Raw genomic sequence first — 18,074 nt, 5'->3', positions numbered from 1 at the left:
GAGACAGAACCTTGGGAGGCCCGCCATGTACGATCTGGCAATCATCTGGGACTGGATCGCGTTCTCGGTCCGCTGGCTGCACGTCATCACGGCGATGGCGTGGATCGGCGCGTCGTTCTACTTCATCGCCCTCGACCTGATGCTGCGGCCCAACCCCGACCTGCCCGACGGCGCCCACGGCGAGGAATGGGAGGTCCACGGCGGCGGATTCTACCACACCGTCAAGTACATGGTCGCCCCGGCGCGCATGCCCGAACACCTGACCTGGCATAAATGGCAGAGCTACACGACCTGGCTGTCGGGTGCGGCGCTCCTGATGATCCTCTACTGGGTGAGCGGGGAGCTCTACTTGCTCGACCCCACCAAAGCGGACCTTTCGCTCTGGCAGGGCATTTTGATCTCGGGCGGCTCTCTCACCCTCGGCTGGCTCGCCTACGACCAGATGTGCAAGTCGAAGCTGGGCGAGACGCCAACGGTTCTGATGCTGCTCCTGTTCGCGATTCTCGTCGCGATGTCATGGGGATATCACCAGATCTTCACGGGGCGCGCGGCGCTTCTGCACCTTGGTGCGTTCACCGCGACGATCATGACGGCCAACGTGTTCTTCCAGATCATGCCGAACCAGCGCATCGTCGTCGCCGACCTCAAGGCCGGGCGGACGCCCGATGCGAAATACGGCAAGATCGCCAAGCTGCGCTCGACCCACAACAACTACCTGACGCTGCCGGTCGTCTTCCTGATGCTGTCGAACCACTACCCGCTGGCCTTCGCCACCGAATACGCCTGGATCATCGCGGCGCTGATCTTCCTGACCGGGGTGACGATCCGCCACTACTTCAACACCCTGCACGCCACCGGAAAGGGCCCGCACTGGACCTGGGCCGCGACGGTGCTGATCATGGTGACGATCGCGTGGCTGTCGACGGCGCCCGGGACCGAGACCTTTGAGGAGGCGCAGGCGCGCGAGATGACGTCGCACGAGACCCGCTTCGCCAGCGCCGAGGGGTTCGAGGACGCCTATTACGCGGTGATCGGCAACTGCTCCATGTGCCACGCGCGGGAGCCGTCGTGGGACGGCATTCGCTGGGCCCCCAAGAACGTTCTCCTCGAGACCGAGGCCGACGTTGCCCGCCACGCGCAGGCAATCTACCTGCAGGCCGGCCGCAGCCATGCCATGCCGCCGCCGAACGCGATCCAGATGGACGAGGCCGCCCGCGCCGAGATCGTCGCCTGGTACCAGAGCGCAACCGGCCGGTAAGCCCGCGCTGCTCCGACTATGCCCACATGTCCCGCATCTGCGCGGCGATGTCGATCGGCGCCGGCGCGGGGCGCGGCACCTCCCCCACACGTGCCGGCGACCAATGGGTGACCTCGAAGCGGTCGAGGATGCCCGCAGGGATGAACCGCGTGCGCAGCGAGTAGATGTGCCGGTCGCCGTTGCGCGACTGGTGGGTGACATAGAACCGCTGCGGCACGCCGAGCGACAGGCGGTCCTTCGCCCGCGTCATCGCCACGTAAAGGAGCCGACGCTCCTCCTCCACCTCGTCAGTCGTGCCGGTGCCGAGATCCGAGGGCAGACATCCGTCAACGCAGTTCAGCACATGAACCGACCGCCATTCCTGCCCTTTCGCGGAATGGATCGTCGACAGGATCAGGTAATCCTCGTCCTTCAGCGGCACGCCCGCCTGGTCGCTCGTGGCATCCGGCGGATCGAGCGTGAGATCGGTCAGGAATTTTTCGGCCGACGCGTACCCCCCGGCGATCTGCGCCAGCTGGTCGAGATCGCCGCGCCGCGCCTCCGAATCCTCGTGGAGGCGTGCCAGATGCGGGTCGTACCAGTCGCGCGCCTTGTCCAGCGCGGCGGGCCAGGGGGCATCCGTTGTCATCGCCGCCACGAAGGCCGGCCAGTCGGACCCGGACCGCGGCGGCGGGGCCACGTCGCGCAACGCCGCGCGCGGGTCCGGCGCGAGGTCGAGCGCATCGAGGACGTGCCCCGCCGCCTTCGGCCCCACCCCGGGGATGAGTTGCAGCACCCGGAAGCCCGCCACGCGGTCGCGCGGATTGCGCCCGAGCCGCAGCATCGCCAGCAGGTCCTTCACATGGGCGCTGTCGAGGAATTTCAGCCCCCCGAACTTCACGTAGGGCACGTTCCGGCGCGTGAGCTCCGCCTCGAGCTGTGCCGAATGACTCGACGTGCGGAACAGCACCGCCTGCTCTTTCAGAGTCGTACCGGTCTCGCGGTCCTCCAGCACCCGGTCGACGACGTGGCGCGCCTGGTCGGCCTCGGTCGCGTAGGTGACGAGCTGCGGCCTCTCGGCCGAGGCGCGCTCGGTCCACAGATCCTTGGTGAAGCGCTCCCGCGCCGCGCCGATTACCGCGTTCGCCGCCGCCAGGATCGGCTGGGTGGAGCGGTAGTTGCGGTCCAGCGTGATGACATCCGCCGGCGGCGCGAAGCTGCCGGGAAAGTCGAGGATGTTGCGCACGGTCGCGGCGCGAAAGGCGTAGATCGACTGCGCATCGTCGCCGACCACGGTCAGCCCACGTCCGTCCGGTTTCAGCGCCATCAGAATGCGCGCCTGCAGCCGGTTGGTGTCCTGGTATTCGTCGATCAGGACGTGATCCCACGCGCCGCCCACATGCGCGGCAAATCCCGGGTCGGCCATCACCTGCGCCCAGGCCAGCAGAAGGTCGTCGTAATCGAGTACGTTCTGCGCCTGCTTGGCCTCCACGTAAGCCCCGAAGAGCCGCTTCAACTCGGTTTCCCACTGGGCGCACCACGGGAAATGGTCGCGCAGCACATCGCCTAGCGGCGCCTCGGAGTTGATCTTGCGCGAATAGATCGCGAGGCACGTGGACTTTGCCGGGAAGCGCGACGCCGTCTGCGACAGGCCGAGCCCGTGGCGGCAGAGGTTCATCAGGTCGGCGCTGTCCTCCCGGTCGTGGATCGAGAAATCGGGGTCGAGGCCGATGGCGGCGGCATTGTCTCGCAGGATCCGGGCGCCGATGCCGTGGAACGTGCCGGCCCAGAGCAGCGCTTCGGCCGCGATCCCGGTGCCGAGCGCCGCCGCAGTGATGCGCTCCACCCGCCGCGTCAGTTCGCTCGCGGCGCGGCGCGAGAAGGTCATCAGCAGGATGCGCCGCGGATCCGCGCCGTTCACCACCAGATGCGCGACCCGGTGCGCCAGCGTGCTGGTCTTGCCCGACCCCGCCCCGGCGATCACCAGCAGCGGGCCCGGCGGCTCGCCCGTACCGAAGGTGACCGCCGCGCGCTGGTTGTCGTTCAGCTTGTCGAGATAGCTCGCGCGTTCCATGCCCTGCCCCGCGTTTTCTTGGTTGGGGGCACTTTAACAAGACATGAACAGATTGGGAACATTCGGGCAGACCCGCTGGCGCCTCAGCCGTCTTCTTCTGGCGCCGCCGCCGGACCGGTCCAACCGTCCTCCATGATGAGCGAGTCGAGGTCGATCCGATCGCGCCAGCCGCGCGCGGCCAGTTCCGGCTTCTTGAAAAGCTCGGAGACATGCCCGACGCAGAGATAGGCGACGATCTCCACGTGGTCCGGCACCTTCAGGATGCGCGCGAGGTCGTCCGGGCGGAAGATCGACACCCAGCCGACGCCGATCCCCTCGGCCCGCGCGGCAAGCCACAGGTTCTGCACCGCGCAAACCGTGGAATAGAGGTCCATGTCACGGTTGTGCGTCCGGCCCAGCACGACACGGCCGCCCCGGGTGCGGTCGCAGGTAACGGCGATGTTGAGGGGCGCGCGCAGGATGCCTTCGAGCTTCAGCGCGGCGTAGTCGGCCTGCTTGTCGTCCGAGAACATCGCACGGGCTTCTTCGTTCGCGGCCTCGAAGGCAGCGTGCACGGAGCGCCGGACGCCTTCGTCGCGCACGAGGATGAAATTCCAAGGCTGCATGAAGCCGACCGAGGGCGCGGCATGGGCTGCCGCCAGCACGCGCCGAAGGGCCTTCGGGTCGATCGGGGTCGGCTCGAACTCGTTCCGCACGTCGCGGCGCGCGGCGATGACGTCGTACAGGGCCTGACGCTCCTGCGGGGAGAAACGGCGCGCCGGCTGCGGCGCGGGGGGTGTGTCGGACATGAGAGGGCTCCGCGGATGACAACGGGCGCGCGGGGTCCAGGCGCACGCCCTCGTTCGTCATCAGGCCGGTCTTCTGGCTCGGGTTCGTCCCGGCCGGACGCCTTCCCGGGGCCTCCCAGTGGCGCTTGTCCGGCCAGTCCCCCTCACAGCGGCGGGCCCGCGCCGGATTTCCACCGGCTTCCCGATTCTCCCCGGAGGGCACCTGACGGAGCGAGCATGCGGCAGTGCCGACTTGCGTTCAAGCCATGGGCGGACGCGGCGTCGCCGCCGCCCGCCCGGCCCGGGCGATCACGACATGCCGAGCGCGGCCTTGTACATCTCCAGCACCGCCTCTTCCTCGGCGATGTCGTCGGGTTCGCGCTTGCGCAGGGCGATCACCTTGCGCATCACCTTGGTGTCGTAGCCGCGGGCCTTGGCCTCTGCCATCACCTCTTTCTGCTGCTCGGCGATGTCCTTCTTCTCGGACTCCAGCCGTTCGAACCGCTCGATGAACTGGCGCAGTTCTCCGGCGGCGACGCCGTAATTGTCCGTGGGTGCACTGTCCTGCATGTGATGTCCCTTGCCACTCAGGCGCCTCCGATAGCCCGGCACGCGCGCCGCCATCAAGGGGTTGCCGGCGCAGAGGCGATGGATTACCGCCGATGCGATCTTTGGCCCGAGGGAGGCGCGGCATGGACATCCTGATCTGGGGCGGCACGCTGGTGTCGGCGCTGGGGCTCGCCGGCCTTGTCTGGTGCATCATCCGCGTGCAGCGCGCGCGCCGGGCCAAGCTTGCCGACGAGGATCTGCGCGCGGTCATGCGCCGCGTCGTGCCGCTCAACATGGGGGCGCTGTTCCTGTCGGTGATCGGGCTGATGATGGTGATCCTGGGGATCTTCCTGGGCTGACGGGCCGCCGTTCAGCGCGGCGAGTACCCGCTTCGTGTGATGATGCCCGGTCAGGTGACAAGCCATTAGCGCACCACCCTTCGCGCGCGGAACGGCTGATCCAAGGGCACCCCCCGATCCATGACCGGGGCGGCAAGGCGCAGGCCCGGCCCGCACGACGCGTCTCGGAGCAGGCGCGTCTCACGGCGGGCCGGCTGTATTGCTCAGACGGGCAGGTTGTCGAAGCGGCTCTCCACCGGGTCTTCGCTCTCGTCGGAGCGCGGCTCCGACTGATCGGGGACGGCGCGTGGGCGCAATCCTTCGACCACGGTGCGGTCGAGCCGCGCCAGCATGTCCCGGCGCGTGCGCGGATCGGTGTCGATCAGCGCCTGGCCGAGCGCGTCGACATGCGCTTCGAGGTCGGTTCGATGCAATTTTCGCTGTGCCATGTCCGCAGCCCCTCCCAAGGCGGTCCGGGCGGTGCACGCCCGGCAAGCAATTGCGACACGCGTCGGTCGAGTTGCGCGTGCTGCATTCCCAAAATGCGTTTTCGGAAAGCCTCAGACAAGGGCCGGGTATAGCGGATGGCGGTTCTTGACCGCCAATTGCTCATTCGGTGGGCCTCGACAGCGGACGGGCGCCGGAGTAGGCATGCGCCATGGATATCCGTCAGGTAACCGCCCGCTATCACGTCTCGCCGCAGATCTCGGCCGAGGATGTCGCCGCGTTGAAGGAAGCCGGGTATTCCGCGGTCATCTGCAACCGCCCCGACGCGGAGGTGCCGCCGTCGCACCAGGCCGCGGCGATCGGCGCCGCGGCAGAGGCGGCCGGACTCGCCTTCGAGGTGCATCCGCTGACGCACCAGACCATGACGCCCGAGAATGTCGCGCGGCAGGCCGCGCTGGTAGAGGCAAGCGACGGTCCGGTGCTGGCCTATTGCGCCTCGGGCACCCGCTGCACGGTGATCTGGGCCCTGTCTCAGGCGCCGCAGCAGGACCCGGACACGATCCTCGCTACCGCGGCAGAAGCCGGATACGATCTGCAGGGCCTGCGCCCGACGCTCGAGGCGCTGCACCGCGGCTAGTCCGTTCCGTCCGGCAGGTCGAGCCCGTCCATCGCGGATGCGAAAGACGGGAAATCGTCATCGTCGTCTTCTGCGCCGCCGATCTCCGCCATGTCGAAATCGAGCGGTGGCAGCTCGGGCAAGTCGTCTTCCTCGACGCCGGTCTCGGACGGCAGTTCGAGCGAAAACGGCGCAGCCTCGGCATCGACTTCCGGCGCTTCGGTCATGTGGCCCTCGTCCTCGTCCATCGCCCCGCCGGCCTGAAACGGGGCGGGATCGGTGCCGGCGGGCCGCGCGCCGGTGGCCTCGGTCACGCGGATCGCCCGCTGCCCGTTCACCTGGCCGAGGCGTCCGCCGGTCACGCGGTGCCCGTTGCCCGCCACGAGTTCCGCATGGTCGAGCACGCCCGCCGGCAACGGCAGCAGCGCGCCGGGTTCGAGCTTCTGCGCCTCGGCGAAGGGAAGACGCAGGCGGCAGAGCACGGCATCGATCTGAGCGGGCAACGTCATCATCAGGTCGGCATGGCGCGGCGGCGCGTCTTCTTCCCCCTCCGGTGCGGTGGGGATGACCTTGCGGTCCGGCAGCGCCAGCACGATCCGCCCCTGGCGCAGGCCGCCGCCGAGGTCGATGTCGGCCTCCAGCACACGGTAGCGCGGCGCGGCGAGGAGGTTCGCGGCGATGCGCGCGTTCTCGACCATCGCGCCGAAGCGGAAACCGTCGACCTGCGCGCCGACCGGGTCCTGCGCGAGGTAGCCCGTAAGCCGGCCCAGAGCCCCTTCGACCAGCGGCGCCGCGATGGCGGCGTCGGTGGGGGTGAGGCGGCGATCGTCGAGCGGCATGTCCGTGACGATGCCGAGGGTCTGCACCTCAACCAGCGCGGTCACGGCCTGGCGATCGAGGGTGGCGAAGCCCAGCGCGCCCTCCGACCCGTCGAGCAGGAGGATCAGGTCCCCTTCCTGAAGCCGCGCGGTAGTGTCGTCCTGATCGGCGGCAGAGAGGCGGGCGTTGCGCGCGATCAGCGCGAGATTCCAAGATTCTTCGGCCGTGCGGGCAAGCGCGCGGCGCAGAGCCTTCTCCACCGACATGCCCTGCGCCTCGATCGCGCGGCGCGCGGCTTGCGCCTTGCGGCTGAGCACCTTCTGTGCAGCGCTGTCGGTCATGCCAAATAGATCCGTGGGTCCTGCTCGCCCCGGTTATGCCCCGATAAGGTTACCAATCACTTGCGACGCGGTCATTGCGCGGCCATTGCGCTGGCCTCGGCGATCTCGACCCGGAAGGCGGCCCCGCCCTGCCCCGGCAGGTAGGAAATGTCTCCGCCGAGCCGCGCCATGATCTGCCGGCAGATGGCGAGCCCCAGCCCCGCGCCGCCCGCCTTTTGCTCGGCCACGCGGCTGAATTTCTCGAAGATCGTGTCGCGCGCCTCGGGGCCGATGCCCTCCCCGTTGTCGATGAAGTCGACGAGCACACGGTCAGACTCCGTGAGCACCCGGATGGTCAGTGCCGGCGCGGAGGCCTCACAGTATTTCCGCGCATTCGACACGAGGTTGATGAAGACTTGGGCCAGCCGGTCGAGGTCGGTGACGATGGTCACATCCTCGTCGCTGCGGTCACGGCGGATCGTCAGCGCGCCGTCCTCAGCCCCGGCATCGGCGGCGGCCACGGCGCGGTCGATCACCTCCGACAGTCTGGCCGCGCGGATATCGAGGCTGACCTTGCCGTTCTCCAGCACACTGAGGTCGAGCAGATCGTCCAGGAGCCGGGTCAGCCGCACCGCCTCGTCATGGATGATGGACGCGAAACGCATCCGTTCCCCGGCGTCCAACCGGCCGCTGTCGCGCAGGATCTCCGAGAAGGCGCGGATTGAGGTCATCGGCGTGCGCAGCTCATGGCTGATCTGGCTGAGAAAGGCGTCCTTCTGCACAGACAGGCGGGTGAGCTTGAGATTGGCGTCGCGCAACTGCCGCGCGGTGCGCGAAAGCTCGGTCGACTGCGCCTCGAGCCGGGCGGAGTATTCCATGAGTTGGGCGCTTTCGTCGGCGACGGCCATCAGGTCCTCCACCGACACGGACATACCGCCGACGATCTGGCCGATCATCGCGTGCGCCGTGGCCGCGCCCACCGAACCGGCCAGCTCCCGCTCCAGCCGTTCGAGGAATTGCGGCGTCGGCTCGGGCAGATCGCCACGGGCGCCCTGGGCGCGCGCCTCGCGGCGAAACAGCGCCATTGCCTCGGTCGCGCCGAGGATGCGCTGCGCCATGACCATCAGGTCCTCGGTCTGCGCGACTCGGCCCGCCCAACTGCGCGGGCCGGGCGAATGCTGGAAAACGTTGACGAACTGTGCCCCCTGCAGCCGTTCGAGCGGGGTCGGAAAGCTCAGCACCGAGCCGACGAAGAAGGCCCCGGCATTGAGCGACATCGACCAGAAGATCGCATGCAGGAGCGGGTCGAGTCCGTCGATCCCGAAAAGCGCCTGGGGGCGCAGAAATGCCAGGCCGAGCGGTCCTTCGTCCAGCATCGCGACAGGAAGGACGCCGGGGCCGAGCGACGGCAGAAAGAGCGTGTAGAGCCAGAGCGCGAAGCCGACCGAGAGGCCGGCAAGGGCGCCGGTGCGGGTCGCACCGCGCCAGAATATACCGCCAAGCATCGCCGGCAGCACCTGCGCCATGCCGGCGAAGGCGACGAGCCCGATCGTGGCGAGCGCGGCGCCGCCGCCCGAGAAGGCGTAGTAGAGATAGCCCAGCATCACGACGCCGGCGATCGACAGCCGCCGCGCGGTCAGGACGATGTGGCGCACGTCGCCCGACACGCTCGCCCCCCCACCGGTCAGGCGCAGCCAGATCGGCATTACGATGTGGTTGGACACCATGGTCGACAGGGCGATGGCGGCCACGATCACCATCGACGTGGCCGAAGAGAAGCCGCCGAGGAAGGACAGGACCGCCAGCCCCTCCTGCCCCTGGCTGAGGGGCACGGTCAGCACGAAGAGGTCCGGGTTGGACCCCGCTGGAAGAAGGTCGAGCCCGACCACAGCGATGGGAACAACGAAGAGCGACATGAGCATGAGATAGGCCGGAAACGCCCAGCTGGCGGTGCGCAGGTGCGATTCGTCCGCCGCCTCCACCACCAGCACCTGGAAGATCCGCGGCAGGCACAGGAACGCCGCCGCAGACAGGAAGGTGATGCCGGCCCAGCGCCCGCCGGCCACGTTCCAGGTGCCGAGCTCGGAAGCGTCGATGCGCGCCAGCGTCTCCGTCACGCCGCCCGAGAGCCCCCATACGACGAAGACGCCGACCGACAGGAGCGCGACCAGTTTGACCACCGCCTCCACCGCGATGGCCATGACCACGCCGTGATGGCGTTCGTTGGCGTCGAGGTTGCGGGTGCCGAAGATCACCGTGAAAAGCGCGAGGCCCACCGCCACCCATAGGGCCGTCGCGGTGTGGGGCCGGTCGAACCGTCCGCCCGCCAGGTCGGCGCCGAAGACTTCGAAGCTGAGCGTCACCGATTGCAGCTGGAGCGCGATGTAGGGGGTAACGCCGGCGACCGCGAGGATGGTGACGAAGACGGCGAGCGTGTTGGACTTGCCGTAGCGGGCCGAGACGAGATCGGCGATGGAGGTGACGCGTTGCGAGCGGCCGATGCGAACGAGCTTGCGCACCACCCAGAACCAGCCGAGCATGACGAGGCTCGGTCCGACATAGATGGCGACGTATTCCAACCCGTTTCGCACCGCCGAGCCGACGGCGCCATAAAAGGTCCAGGCGGTGCAGTAGATCGACAGCGACAGCGTGTAGACGATGGGCGAGCGCAGCCAGCGGATCCGGCCGGCCGCGGCCCGGCGTTCGGCGACGAAGGCCACGACGAACAGGAAGAAGACATAGGACAGGCACACAGCAACGAGCGCGTTGAGCGTGGTCAAGGCGCATCTCCTCCGCCCTCGCGGGCGTCATCGACATCCCCGCGGGACAAGAGGAACGACAGCAAGGCGCCGGCGACGACGAGCCCGAGCCAGACCGCGAAGACATAGACGAGCGCGGACGCCGTGCCCGGTGCCGCCTCGCCGCGCGGCCACAAAAGCGGCACCCCCCAGGCGAAAAGCCCGAGGACCGGAAGGAGCCGCGCGGCATCGCGCACGCGGCGCTGGCGGTAGCTGCGCCGTTCGAGGAAGACCAGCGGCGGGCGGCCCTCGGTCATGGCACCGGGGCGAGCGCGCGGACCGCGTCGAGCATCTCGCTGTTGGAGAAGGGTTTGGTCATGTAGGCACTGACGCCCGCCGATTCAGCCATCTCGCGGTCGCGGGCCTGGCCGCGCGCCGTCAGCATCAGGATCGGCAGATCGGCGAAGGCCGGCTCGCCGCGCAACTCGCGCAGGATGTCGTACCCCGACCGCCCCGGCAGCATCACGTCCAGAATGACCACGTCGGGGCGCAGGCTGCGCACTTTCTCGGCCGCGTCTGTACCGTTCGAGTGCGTCCGGACGGTCCAGCCGTCGCGCGACAGGATGAAGCTGATCGCCTCGATGATGTTGCGCTCATCTTCGATCAGCAGGATCTCTCTCGTCATGCACGGCACTCCTCCCCTGGCAAACGGCACATCGCACCCCGGGCTCGGAGGGCGCCGCGGGGCCCGGTGGCCTCCCCCGCCGCCGTGCCCTGCCGATCAAGTTATGGTCAATCGCACGGGGCCTGTCAAAACAAGGCGTCAGTGCCGGCACACGGCGCCTGGTCCGCCTCTAGCGGGCGATGATCGACGGCTCCCTCCGTCCGGCGCAACGCTCGCGCGGGCAGATCCGGCAAGTCACCCCGACCGGCAGCGATTCCGCCGCGCCGGGCGCCGCAGGTACGATCAGCATATGCGCCTCGAACAGCGGCGGCGCCCCCGGCACGAGCGGGCCGCGCGGCACGGCGACGGCATGGGCGACGAAACGCCCGCGTTCGCGCCCCGGCTGGGCCAGCGGCGCGGACAGCGGCATCATCGGCCGCGTCAACGCATGATAGAGCGGCCAGAGCGGACAGCCCGCTCCGAAGCGCGGCAGCGCGAAATCCGGCAGCGGCTTGCGGTAGGTCAGGGCCCCTGCCCCGTCGCAGATCGCCAGCCCCATGGGCGGCGCGACCTCCGCCGGCAGCGCGGCGAGCCGCCGCATGATCTGCGCCGCATCGGTACCCAGCCGCTCGGCGATCACGAAGGGCTCGGGCCCGGTCTCCGCCAGTGCCTCCTGCAGCGCGGGCATCGGTACGCGGCGCGCATCTTCGGCATACCGGCCCAGGACGGCGGAGAGCATCTCGCGGGCGGTGCCGGACGCCTCCGCGCCGAGCGCGCGCGCCAGCGCCGCAGGATCGGCCGTACCGGATTCCAGCGCGGCAAAGCGGTACCCGGCGCTTGCCAGAATGGCGTCGACCTCCTCCTGCGGCGCGGCGGTTTCGGCGGACGCGTCCTCGGCGGCGTCGAGATAGCCGACCAGCATGCGCGAGGTCTCCGCCAGCCGGGCGCTGTCCTCGTGGATGTTGCGGTGAAACCGGCGCTGCCAGTCGGGCGGGATCTCTCCGGGCTCGGCCAGGATCGCGGCAGAGGACTTGATCGCCGTCACGGTGGAGAGCATCTCGTGCAGCGCCTCGGCGAGGTGGGGATCGTGGGTGAGCCGGTCCGACAACGTCTCCACCATGCGCTCCAGCGCGCCGATGCGGCGGTGACTTTCGGCCAGAAGGTCGGCCCAGCCGGGAAAGCGGCCGGCGAATTCGTCGATGCGTTCGATCTCCGCGCCCGAGTCGCGCGCATGGGCGGCGGCCTCGCGCAGCCCGGCGATCAGCGTCGCCTCGGCCCCCTCGGTGAGGATCGCCGGCTCGACGTCGAGGATCTGCGCGATGTCGAGCAGCAGCTTTCCGCCGATTCTCCTGCGATTGTGCTCGATCAGGTTGAGATAGGAGGCCGAGATGCTCGCCTTACGCGCGAGTTCGGCCTGTTTCATCCCGGCCATTATGCGCCGCTCGCGGATGCGGCTGCCGGTCAGCGTGTCCCGAGCCATCGCGAATCCCCTGTCATCTCAGCGCCTTTCTGCAGCGCCGAATAATTAGTTTACAATTCGATCACCCTCTCTGTGCATAAGTTTACAGAAAAAGCCTTTGGGGCAAGCGCATTGTTGCGCGGTTTTCCGCCACCCCCGCATAGTGTGTTTGCACGGATCACGTGCCTGCGGCCGCAGCGGAAGAGGAGCCCGCGGCCGACAAGATACCCTTAGGGAGGATTACATGACCAAACGCCATGTGACACGCCGCGGCGTGCTCAGGACCAGTGCGCTCGCGGGCGCCGGTCTCGCGCTGCCGACCTATCTGCGCGCCCAGGAGAGCGGTTTCACCAACGCCCCCACCGGAGACACCGTGACGCTGGGTTTCAACGTCCCCCAGACCGGCCCCTATGCCGACGAGGGCGCCGACGAGCTGCGCGCCTTCGAGCTGGCCGTCGAGCATCTGAACGGCGGCGGCGACGGCGGCATGATGCAGACCTTCTCCGAGCAGAACCTCGACGGGTCAGGCATTCTCGGCAAGAAGGTCGAGTACGTCACCGGTGACACGCAAACGAAATCCGACGCCGCCCGCGCCTCGGCCCGCTCGATGATCGAGAAGGACGGCGCGGTGATGATCTCGGGCGGCTCCTCCTCGGGTGTCGCGATCGCCGTGCAGGGCCTCTGCCAGGAGGCCGGCGTGATCTTCATGTCGGGCCTGACGCATTCCAACGACACCACCGGCAAGGACAAGAAGGCCAACGGCTTCCGCCACTTCTTCAACGCCTACATGTCGGCCGCGGCGCTCGGCCCGGTGCTCGAGGGGCTCTACGGCACCGACCGCAAGGCCTATCACCTGACCGCCGACTACACCTGGGGCTGGAGCCAGCAGGAATCCATCCAGTCCGCCACCGAGGCGCTCGGCTGGGAGACGGTGGAGAACGTGCTCACCCCGCTCGCGCAGACCGATTTCTCGTCCTACATCGCGCCGGTGCTGCAATCGGGCGCCGACGTTCTGGTGCTGAACCACTACGGCGGCAACATGGTGAACTCGCTCACCAACGCCGTGCAGTTCGGTCTGCGCGAGGCGCAGGCCAACGGTAAGGATTTCCAGATCGTCGTGCCGCTCTATTCGGAGCTGATGGCGCGCGGCGCGGGCGAGAACATCGCCGGCATCCCCGGCTCGCAGAACTGGGACTGGAAGATCGAGAACCAGCTGGGCGAGCGCTACAAGGGCACCAACGCCTTCGTGCAGTCCTTCGGCAAGAAATACGGCTTCCCGCCGAGCCAGGCGGCGCACACCTGCTACGCGCAGACGCTGCTGTATGCCGACGCGGTGACGCGCGCGGGATCGTTCAACCCCTGCGCGATTGCCGAAGCGCTCGAGGATTTCGAGTTCGACGGCCTCGGCAACGGCCCGACGCTCTACCGCGCGGCCGACCACCAGTGCTTCAAGGACGTGGTCGTGGTGCGGGGCAAGGAGAACCCCGAGGACGAGTTCGACCTCGTGGAGATCGTCGAGGCGACCCCGGTCGAGCAGGTCACCTACGAGCCCGATCACCCGATGTTCTCGGGCGGCTCCCTGGGATCCTGCAACGCGGGCGCCTGAGCCGGGCCGGAGGCGCCGGCGCGCGCCTCCTCTTCTCGCATCAACCGTATCGCAGGGTGCCGCCGCGCACCCTGCGGCCACTCACGCAGGGGCCGGGCATGGACGCACTCATCCTTCAGACCTTGAACGGGCTCGACAAGGGCTCGGCCTACGCGCTGATCGCGCTGGGCCTCACACTCATCTTCGGCACGCTCGGCGTGGTCAACTTCGCGCACGGGGCGCTGTTCATGATCGGTGCCTTCTGCGCGGTCACGCTGCAGCGCATCCTGTCGGCAAGCTACGTGACCATCGACGACAGCCGCACCGACTTCCTCGGCAACCCGATGGAGGTGGAGACGCCCTATGTCCACGCCTGGTTCGGGGAAAGCGTCGGCGCGGGCATCATAGAATGGTCGGTACCTCTGGCGATCCTGTTCTCGATCCCGGTCATGCTCCTGATCGGCTTCGTGATGGAGCGGGGGCTGATCAAGCATTTCTACAAGCGCCCGCATGCCGACCAGATCCTTGTGACTTTCGGTCTCGCCATCGTTCTGCAGGAGATCGTGAAGTACTTCTACGGCGCGAACCCGATCCCGACCCCGGCGCCCGATGCGCTGACCGGGTCGTTCGATTTCGGGGTCCTGCTGGGCTTTGATCCCAACGTCATCATCTACCCGTACTGGCGGCTGGTCTACTTCGCCTTCGCGGCGCTGGTGATCGGCGCGGTCTTCTCGTTCCTGCAATTCACCACCTTCGGCATGGTCGTGCGCGCCGGGATGGCCGACCGCGAAACCGTGGGCCTTCTCGGCATCAATATCGACAAGCGCTTCACGATCATGTTCGGCATCGCCGCGGCTGTCGCGGGCCTCGCCGGGGTCATGTACGCGCCGATCAATTCGCCCAACTACCACATGGGGATGGACTTCCTCGTCCTGTCCTTCGTCGTGGTGGTCGTGGGCGGCATGGGCTCCCTGCCCGGCGCGGTGCTCGCGGGCTTCCTGCTGGGCATCCTGGAGAGTTTCGCGTCGATGACGCAGGTCATCAACCTCATTCCCGGGATCAATCAGATCATCATCTATGTCGTCGCCATCGTCGTGCTGCTGGTGCGCCCCCGCGGGCTCATGGGCCGCAAGGGCGTGATGGAGGAATAAATCAATGCTCGGTCTCGGAAAGAAAGATCTCGGCCTGCTCGCGGCGGTCGCGGCGCTGACCCTGCTCGCGCCCTTCCTGCTCAACCCGTTCCCCTCGGACAGCTCGCTGGCGCAGTTCAACGCCGGCTATCCCGACCTGATGCAGCGCTTCGTGATCTTCGGCATCTTCGCCATCGGATTCAACATCCTCTTCGGGCTCACCGGCTACCTGTCCTTCGGACACGCCGCCTTCCTCGGTGTCGGCTCCTACGCCGCAGTCTGGATGTTCAAGCTGCTGACGATGAACGTAATCCCCGCGATCATCCTGTCGGTGATCGTCGCCGGGCTCTTCGCGCTGCTCATCGGCTTCATCTCGCTGCGCCGGTCGGGAATCTACTTCGCGATCCTCACGCTCGCCTTCGCGCAAATGTCCTTCGCGCTCGCCTACTCGGTCCTCACTCCGATCACCAACGGCGAGACCGGGCTGCAGATCGCGCTCGACGATCCGCGCATCCTCGGCGTCTCGGCCACCGCGGACGGCTCCATCCCCGTCACCCACCTTTTCGGGCTGGAGATGCGGGCGACGGAGATTCTCAACCTCGGGCCGTGGCAGTTCCAGTTCTCCGCCGGTTACTACCTGTGCGCCGCAATCATGCTCGCCGCCTTCTACCTGTCGATCCGCATCTTCCGCTCACCCTTCGGAATGATGCTACGGGCGGTGAAGTCGAACCAGCAGCGGCTCTACTATACCGGCCTCAACGCCCGGCCCTACACGCTCGCCGCCTTCGTGATCTCCGGCATGTATGCCGGCCTCGCCGGCGGCCTTCTCGCCTCCATGGACCCGCTCGCGGGCGCCGAACGGATGCAGTGGACCGCGTCGGGAGAGGTCGTCCTGATGACCATCCTCGGCGGCGCCGGCACGCTGATCGGGCCGGTCCTCGGCGCCGGCTTCATCAAGTACTTCGAGAACATCTTCTCCAAGCTCAACGACAACGTCCTGCACGGCTGGTTCGCCTTCCTGCCCGACGGGCTGGAGAACGCGGTGGTCGCGATCATCCACCCCTTCGTCGGAAAGGGCTGGCATCTGACGCTCGGCCTGATGTTCATGCTCGTCGTCATTTTCTTGCCCGGCGGCCTCGTCGAGGGCGGCCAGCGCATCGGGCGCCTTTTCCGCCGCAAGCGCGGCAGCGAAGAACGCGCGGCCCAGCAAACCCCAGCGGAATAAGGAGCGCACGTCATGGGACTCCTCGACGTCAAGGACGTGAACAAGCGCTTCGGCGGGCTGCAGGCGCTCGGCGACGTGAACCTCAGCGTGGCAGAGAACAGTGTCCACGCGATCATCGGGCCGAACGGCGCGGGCAAGTCGACGCTGCTCAACTGCCTCGTCGGAAAACTCATCCCCGACACCGGCTCGGTGATGTTCGCGGGTCGGAGCGTGCTTGGACGCAAACCCTACGAGATCAACCAGATGGGTATCTCCCGCGTGTTCCAGACGCCGGAGATCTTCGGCGACCTCTCGGTGTTCGAGAACATGATGATCCCGCTCTTCGCCAAGCGCGACGGCGCCTTCCGGATGCACGCCTTCGAAGGTGTCACGCAGGAACGCGGCCTGATCGGCGAGGCCGAGAAGATGCTGGACGAGGTCGACATGCTCGACAAGCGCGAGCTTCACGCCGGCTCTCTCTCGCGCGGGGACAAGCGGCGGCTGGAGATGGCGATGTGCCTGATCCAGCGCCCGAAACTCCTGCTGCTGGACGAGCCCACCGCAGGCATGGCGCGCGCCGACACCAACAACACGATCGAGCTTCTGAAGACGATCAAGAACAAGCGCGACATCACCATGTGCATCATCGAACACGACATGCATGTCGTGTTCTCCCTCGCCGACCGGATCACCGTGCTGGCGCAGGGGACCCCGCTGGTCGAGGACGTGCCCGAGAACATCAAGGGCCATCCGAAGGTCAAGGAAGCCTATCTGGGCGAAGCCGCGTAGGGCGCCCCCGCGCGACGAAAGGACGAGCCGATGAACGTCAAACCCGATTTCTCCAGACACGCCAACCAGGCGGAAACCGCTCCGGCCTTCCTCTCGGTCTGGGACATGCACTCCTATTACGGTGAAAGCTTCATCGTTCAGGGCGTCAGCTTCAACGTCCACGAGGGCGAGATCCTCGCCCTTCTGGGCCGCAACGGCGCCGGCAAGACGACGACGCTGCGTTCCATCGCGCGGCTCGACAACCCGCAGGTGATGAAGGGCGAGATCTGGCTCGACCACCAGCCGCTGCACCGGATGAAGAGCTACGAGGCCGCGCAGGCGGGCCTCGGCCTTGTGCCCGAGGACCGGCGCATCATCCCCGGCCTGACGGTGGAGGAGAACCTGCAACTTGCGCAGATCCAGCCGCCGATCGGCTGGTCCCTCGAACGTCTCTACGAGCTTTTCCCTCGGCTCGGCGAGCGCCGCCGGCAGGAGGGCGTGACCCTTTCGGGCGGCGAGCAGCAGATGTTGTCGATCGCCCGGGCGCTGGCGCGCGACATCAAGGTCCTGCTGCTGGACGAACCCTACGAGGGCCTCGCCCCCGTGATCGTCGACGAGATCGAGAAGACGCTGCGCCATATCAAGGAACAGGGCATGACGACGATCCTGGTGGAGCAGAACGCCGTCCGCGCGTTGCAACTGGCCGATCGCGCGATCATTCTCGACACCGGTACGATCGTCTATGATGGTTCCGCGGCCGAGGTGCTCGGCGATGCGGACCTGCGGGCCGAATACCTCGCGATCTGACCGCGCCGCGGCCGGTGGTCGGTGCCGTCAGGAACGCCCCGGGTCGCCCGCGCGTTTTCGCGGCAAAGAGGAGGAGCTCGACATGAAAGACGGCGTTTACGAACCGAGCGCAGCGACGGTGTCGCGGGCGCATGTTGACGAGGCGCGTTACGAGGAGATGTATCGCCGGTCGGTGGAGGATCCCGAGGGGTTCTGGGCCGAGGAGGCGAAGCGGCTGGACTGGATCAAGGCGCCGTCGAAGATCAAGGACGTGAACTTCGATCACGGCTCGGTGGCGATCAGGTGGTTCGAGGACGGCACGCTGAACGTCGCCGCCAACTGCATCGACCGGCACCTGGAGACCCGCGGCGATCAGACCGCGATCATCTGGGAGCCCGACGAGCCCGGCGACGCGGCGCAGCACATCAGCTACCGCGAACTCCACGAGCAGACCTGCCGCATGGCCAACGTGCTGAAGGAGCACGGCGTCGGGCGCGGCGACCGCGTCGTCATCTACCTGCCGATGATCCCCGAGGCGGCCTACGCGATGCTCGCCTGCGCCCGGATCGGCGC

General features: G+C 67.7%; 18 protein-coding genes and 1 riboswitch. Of the genes, 9 read left to right on the top strand and 9 right to left on the bottom strand.

The annotated features are described in order from the left end of the window. Nucleotides 1-25 precede the first annotated feature (25 nt). The gene (locus tag F3H57_RS21385; RefSeq protein ID WP_149758864.1) at nucleotides 26-1,258 is read left to right on the top strand and encodes a urate hydroxylase PuuD; all 1,233 of its coding nucleotides are present in this window, start codon (nucleotides 26-28) and stop codon (nucleotides 1,256-1,258) included. Nucleotides 1,259-1,274: 16 nt separating this feature from the next. Here F3H57_RS21385 and F3H57_RS21380 read toward each other — a convergent pair whose 3' ends face one another. The 3 genes from F3H57_RS21380 to F3H57_RS21370 all read right to left on the bottom strand — a co-directional run bounded on the left by F3H57_RS21380 (nucleotide 1,275) and on the right by F3H57_RS21370 (nucleotide 4,648). After that, nucleotides 1,275-3,311, bottom strand: a complete 2,037-nt coding sequence (locus F3H57_RS21380) for an ATP-dependent helicase (RefSeq protein WP_149758862.1) — start codon at nucleotides 3,309-3,311, stop codon at nucleotides 1,275-1,277. Nucleotides 3,312-3,394: 83 nt separating this feature from the next. Next, complete coding sequence (bluB, locus tag F3H57_RS21375; RefSeq protein WP_149758860.1) at nucleotides 3,395-4,099, bottom strand: 5,6-dimethylbenzimidazole synthase; 705 nt, start codon at nucleotides 4,097-4,099, stop codon at nucleotides 3,395-3,397. A gap of 46 nt (nucleotides 4,100-4,145) precedes the next feature. Next, nucleotides 4,146-4,320, bottom strand: a riboswitch (cobalamin riboswitch). Nucleotides 4,321-4,387: 67 nt separating this feature from the next. Then, nucleotides 4,388-4,648, bottom strand: a complete 261-nt coding sequence (locus F3H57_RS21370) for a DUF2312 domain-containing protein (protein ID WP_149758858.1) — start codon at nucleotides 4,646-4,648, stop codon at nucleotides 4,388-4,390. A gap of 122 nt (nucleotides 4,649-4,770) precedes the next feature. Between F3H57_RS21370 and F3H57_RS21365 the strand changes: the two genes are divergently transcribed. Next, nucleotides 4,771-4,986: a hypothetical protein gene (locus tag F3H57_RS21365; protein WP_149758856.1), complete on the top strand. Its 216-nt coding sequence runs from the start codon at nucleotides 4,771-4,773 to the stop codon at nucleotides 4,984-4,986. A gap of 203 nt (nucleotides 4,987-5,189) precedes the next feature. On the opposite strand, the gene F3H57_RS21360 is transcribed toward F3H57_RS21365, so the two are convergent. Next, nucleotides 5,190-5,414, bottom strand: a complete 225-nt coding sequence (locus F3H57_RS21360; protein WP_149758854.1) for a hypothetical protein — start codon at nucleotides 5,412-5,414, stop codon at nucleotides 5,190-5,192. 209 nt (nucleotides 5,415-5,623) lie between these two features. On the opposite strand from F3H57_RS21360, the gene F3H57_RS21355 reads away from it, so the two are divergent. Further along, nucleotides 5,624-6,049 (top strand): TIGR01244 family sulfur transferase, encoded by a 426-nt coding sequence (locus F3H57_RS21355; RefSeq protein ID WP_149758852.1) that lies wholly within the window; start codon nucleotides 5,624-5,626, stop codon nucleotides 6,047-6,049. Here the strand turns inward: F3H57_RS21355 and F3H57_RS21350 are convergent. The 5 genes from F3H57_RS21350 to F3H57_RS21330 all read right to left on the bottom strand — a co-directional run bounded on the left by F3H57_RS21350 (nucleotide 6,046) and on the right by F3H57_RS21330 (nucleotide 12,049). Next, on the bottom strand, nucleotides 6,046-7,188 hold the full coding sequence (locus F3H57_RS21350) for a FliM/FliN family flagellar motor switch protein (RefSeq protein WP_149758850.1): 1,143 nt from the start codon (nucleotides 7,186-7,188) through the stop codon (nucleotides 6,046-6,048). The genes F3H57_RS21355 and F3H57_RS21350 overlap by 4 nt on opposite strands. A gap of 71 nt (nucleotides 7,189-7,259) precedes the next feature. Continuing rightward, nucleotides 7,260-9,947, bottom strand: a complete 2,688-nt coding sequence (locus tag F3H57_RS21345) for an ATP-binding protein (protein WP_149758848.1) — start codon at nucleotides 9,945-9,947, stop codon at nucleotides 7,260-7,262. Beyond that, nucleotides 9,944-10,222, bottom strand: coding sequence for a hypothetical protein (locus F3H57_RS21340; protein WP_149758846.1), 279 nt, complete (start codon nucleotides 10,220-10,222; stop codon nucleotides 9,944-9,946). Before F3H57_RS21340 ends, F3H57_RS21345 begins: the two co-directional genes overlap by 4 nt. Then, nucleotides 10,219-10,590 (bottom strand): response regulator transcription factor, encoded by a 372-nt coding sequence (locus F3H57_RS21335; RefSeq protein ID WP_149758844.1) that lies wholly within the window; start codon nucleotides 10,588-10,590, stop codon nucleotides 10,219-10,221. The genes F3H57_RS21340 and F3H57_RS21335 overlap by 4 nt, the downstream gene beginning before the upstream one ends. Before the next feature lie 169 nt (nucleotides 10,591-10,759). Beyond that, nucleotides 10,760-12,049 carry a helix-turn-helix domain-containing protein gene (locus tag F3H57_RS21330; RefSeq protein WP_149758842.1) on the bottom strand — a complete coding sequence of 430 codons (1,290 nt, stop codon included), beginning with the start codon at nucleotides 12,047-12,049 and terminating at the stop codon, nucleotides 10,760-10,762. Nucleotides 12,050-12,272: 223 nt separating this feature from the next. On the opposite strand from F3H57_RS21330, the gene F3H57_RS21325 reads away from it, so the two are divergent. The 6 genes from F3H57_RS21325 to F3H57_RS21300 all read left to right on the top strand — a co-directional run. After that, complete coding sequence (locus F3H57_RS21325) at nucleotides 12,273-13,634, top strand: substrate-binding protein (protein WP_149758840.1); 1,362 nt, start codon at nucleotides 12,273-12,275, stop codon at nucleotides 13,632-13,634. A 98-nt stretch (nucleotides 13,635-13,732) separates the two neighbouring features. Next, complete coding sequence (locus tag F3H57_RS21320; protein WP_149758838.1) at nucleotides 13,733-14,764, top strand: branched-chain amino acid ABC transporter permease; 1,032 nt, start codon at nucleotides 13,733-13,735, stop codon at nucleotides 14,762-14,764. A gap of 4 nt (nucleotides 14,765-14,768) precedes the next feature. Further along, nucleotides 14,769-15,968 carry a branched-chain amino acid ABC transporter permease gene (locus tag F3H57_RS21315; RefSeq protein ID WP_149758837.1) on the top strand — a complete coding sequence of 400 codons (1,200 nt, stop codon included), beginning with the start codon at nucleotides 14,769-14,771 and terminating at the stop codon, nucleotides 15,966-15,968. Nucleotides 15,969-15,980: 12 nt separating this feature from the next. Next, entirely contained in the window at nucleotides 15,981-16,736 is a 756-nt protein-coding gene (locus F3H57_RS21310) for an ABC transporter ATP-binding protein (protein ID WP_149758835.1), read from the top strand. A gap of 30 nt (nucleotides 16,737-16,766) precedes the next feature. Then, nucleotides 16,767-17,522 carry an ABC transporter ATP-binding protein gene (locus F3H57_RS21305; RefSeq protein ID WP_149758833.1) on the top strand — a complete coding sequence of 252 codons (756 nt, stop codon included), beginning with the start codon at nucleotides 16,767-16,769 and terminating at the stop codon, nucleotides 17,520-17,522. An 82-nt stretch (nucleotides 17,523-17,604) separates the two neighbouring features. Further along, the coding region (locus tag F3H57_RS21300) for an acetyl-coenzyme A synthetase N-terminal domain-containing protein (RefSeq protein WP_149758831.1) at nucleotides 17,605-18,074 on the top strand (470 nt) is incomplete at its 3' end.

The organism is Roseivivax sediminis (assembly GCF_900112685.1).
Taxonomy (GTDB): domain Bacteria; phylum Pseudomonadota; class Alphaproteobacteria; order Rhodobacterales; family Rhodobacteraceae; genus Roseivivax; species Roseivivax sediminis.
This window is presented reverse-complemented; position numbering and strand designations above follow the sequence as displayed.

What these genes read in the sequence shown, in the direction of transcription:
- F3H57_RS21310 (WP_149758835.1), top strand. Translation starts at nt 15,981, where the DNA reads ATGGGACTCCTCGACGTCAAGGACGTGAACAAGCGCTTCGGCGGGCTG.
- F3H57_RS21325 (WP_149758840.1), top strand. Translation starts at nt 12,273, where the DNA reads ATGACCAAACGCCATGTGACACGCCGCGGCGTGCTCAGGACCAGTGCG.
- F3H57_RS21340 (WP_149758846.1), bottom strand. Translation starts at nt 10,222, where the DNA reads ATGACCGAGGGCCGCCCGCCGCTGGTCTTCCTCGAACGGCGCAGCTAC.
- F3H57_RS21330 (WP_149758842.1), bottom strand. Translation starts at nt 12,049, where the DNA reads ATGGCTCGGGACACGCTGACCGGCAGCCGCATCCGCGAGCGGCGCATA.
- F3H57_RS21370 (WP_149758858.1), bottom strand. Translation starts at nt 4,648, where the DNA reads ATGCAGGACAGTGCACCCACGGACAATTACGGCGTCGCCGCCGGAGAA.
- F3H57_RS21355 (WP_149758852.1), top strand. Translation starts at nt 5,624, where the DNA reads ATGGATATCCGTCAGGTAACCGCCCGCTATCACGTCTCGCCGCAGATC.
- F3H57_RS21335 (WP_149758844.1), bottom strand. Translation starts at nt 10,590, where the DNA reads ATGACGAGAGAGATCCTGCTGATCGAAGATGAGCGCAACATCATCGAG.
- F3H57_RS21360 (WP_149758854.1), bottom strand. Translation starts at nt 5,414, where the DNA reads ATGGCACAGCGAAAATTGCATCGAACCGACCTCGAAGCGCATGTCGAC.
- F3H57_RS21365 (WP_149758856.1), top strand. Translation starts at nt 4,771, where the DNA reads ATGGACATCCTGATCTGGGGCGGCACGCTGGTGTCGGCGCTGGGGCTC.
- F3H57_RS21380 (WP_149758862.1), bottom strand. Translation starts at nt 3,311, where the DNA reads ATGGAACGCGCGAGCTATCTCGACAAGCTGAACGACAACCAGCGCGCG.
- bluB (WP_149758860.1), bottom strand. Translation starts at nt 4,099, where the DNA reads ATGTCCGACACACCCCCCGCGCCGCAGCCGGCGCGCCGTTTCTCCCCG.
- F3H57_RS21305 (WP_149758833.1), top strand. Translation starts at nt 16,767, where the DNA reads ATGAACGTCAAACCCGATTTCTCCAGACACGCCAACCAGGCGGAAACC.
- F3H57_RS21350 (WP_149758850.1), bottom strand. Translation starts at nt 7,188, where the DNA reads ATGACCGACAGCGCTGCACAGAAGGTGCTCAGCCGCAAGGCGCAAGCC.
- F3H57_RS21385 (WP_149758864.1), top strand. Translation starts at nt 26, where the DNA reads ATGTACGATCTGGCAATCATCTGGGACTGGATCGCGTTCTCGGTCCGC.
- F3H57_RS21320 (WP_149758838.1), top strand. Translation starts at nt 13,733, where the DNA reads ATGGACGCACTCATCCTTCAGACCTTGAACGGGCTCGACAAGGGCTCG.
- F3H57_RS21315 (WP_149758837.1), top strand. Translation starts at nt 14,769, where the DNA reads ATGCTCGGTCTCGGAAAGAAAGATCTCGGCCTGCTCGCGGCGGTCGCG.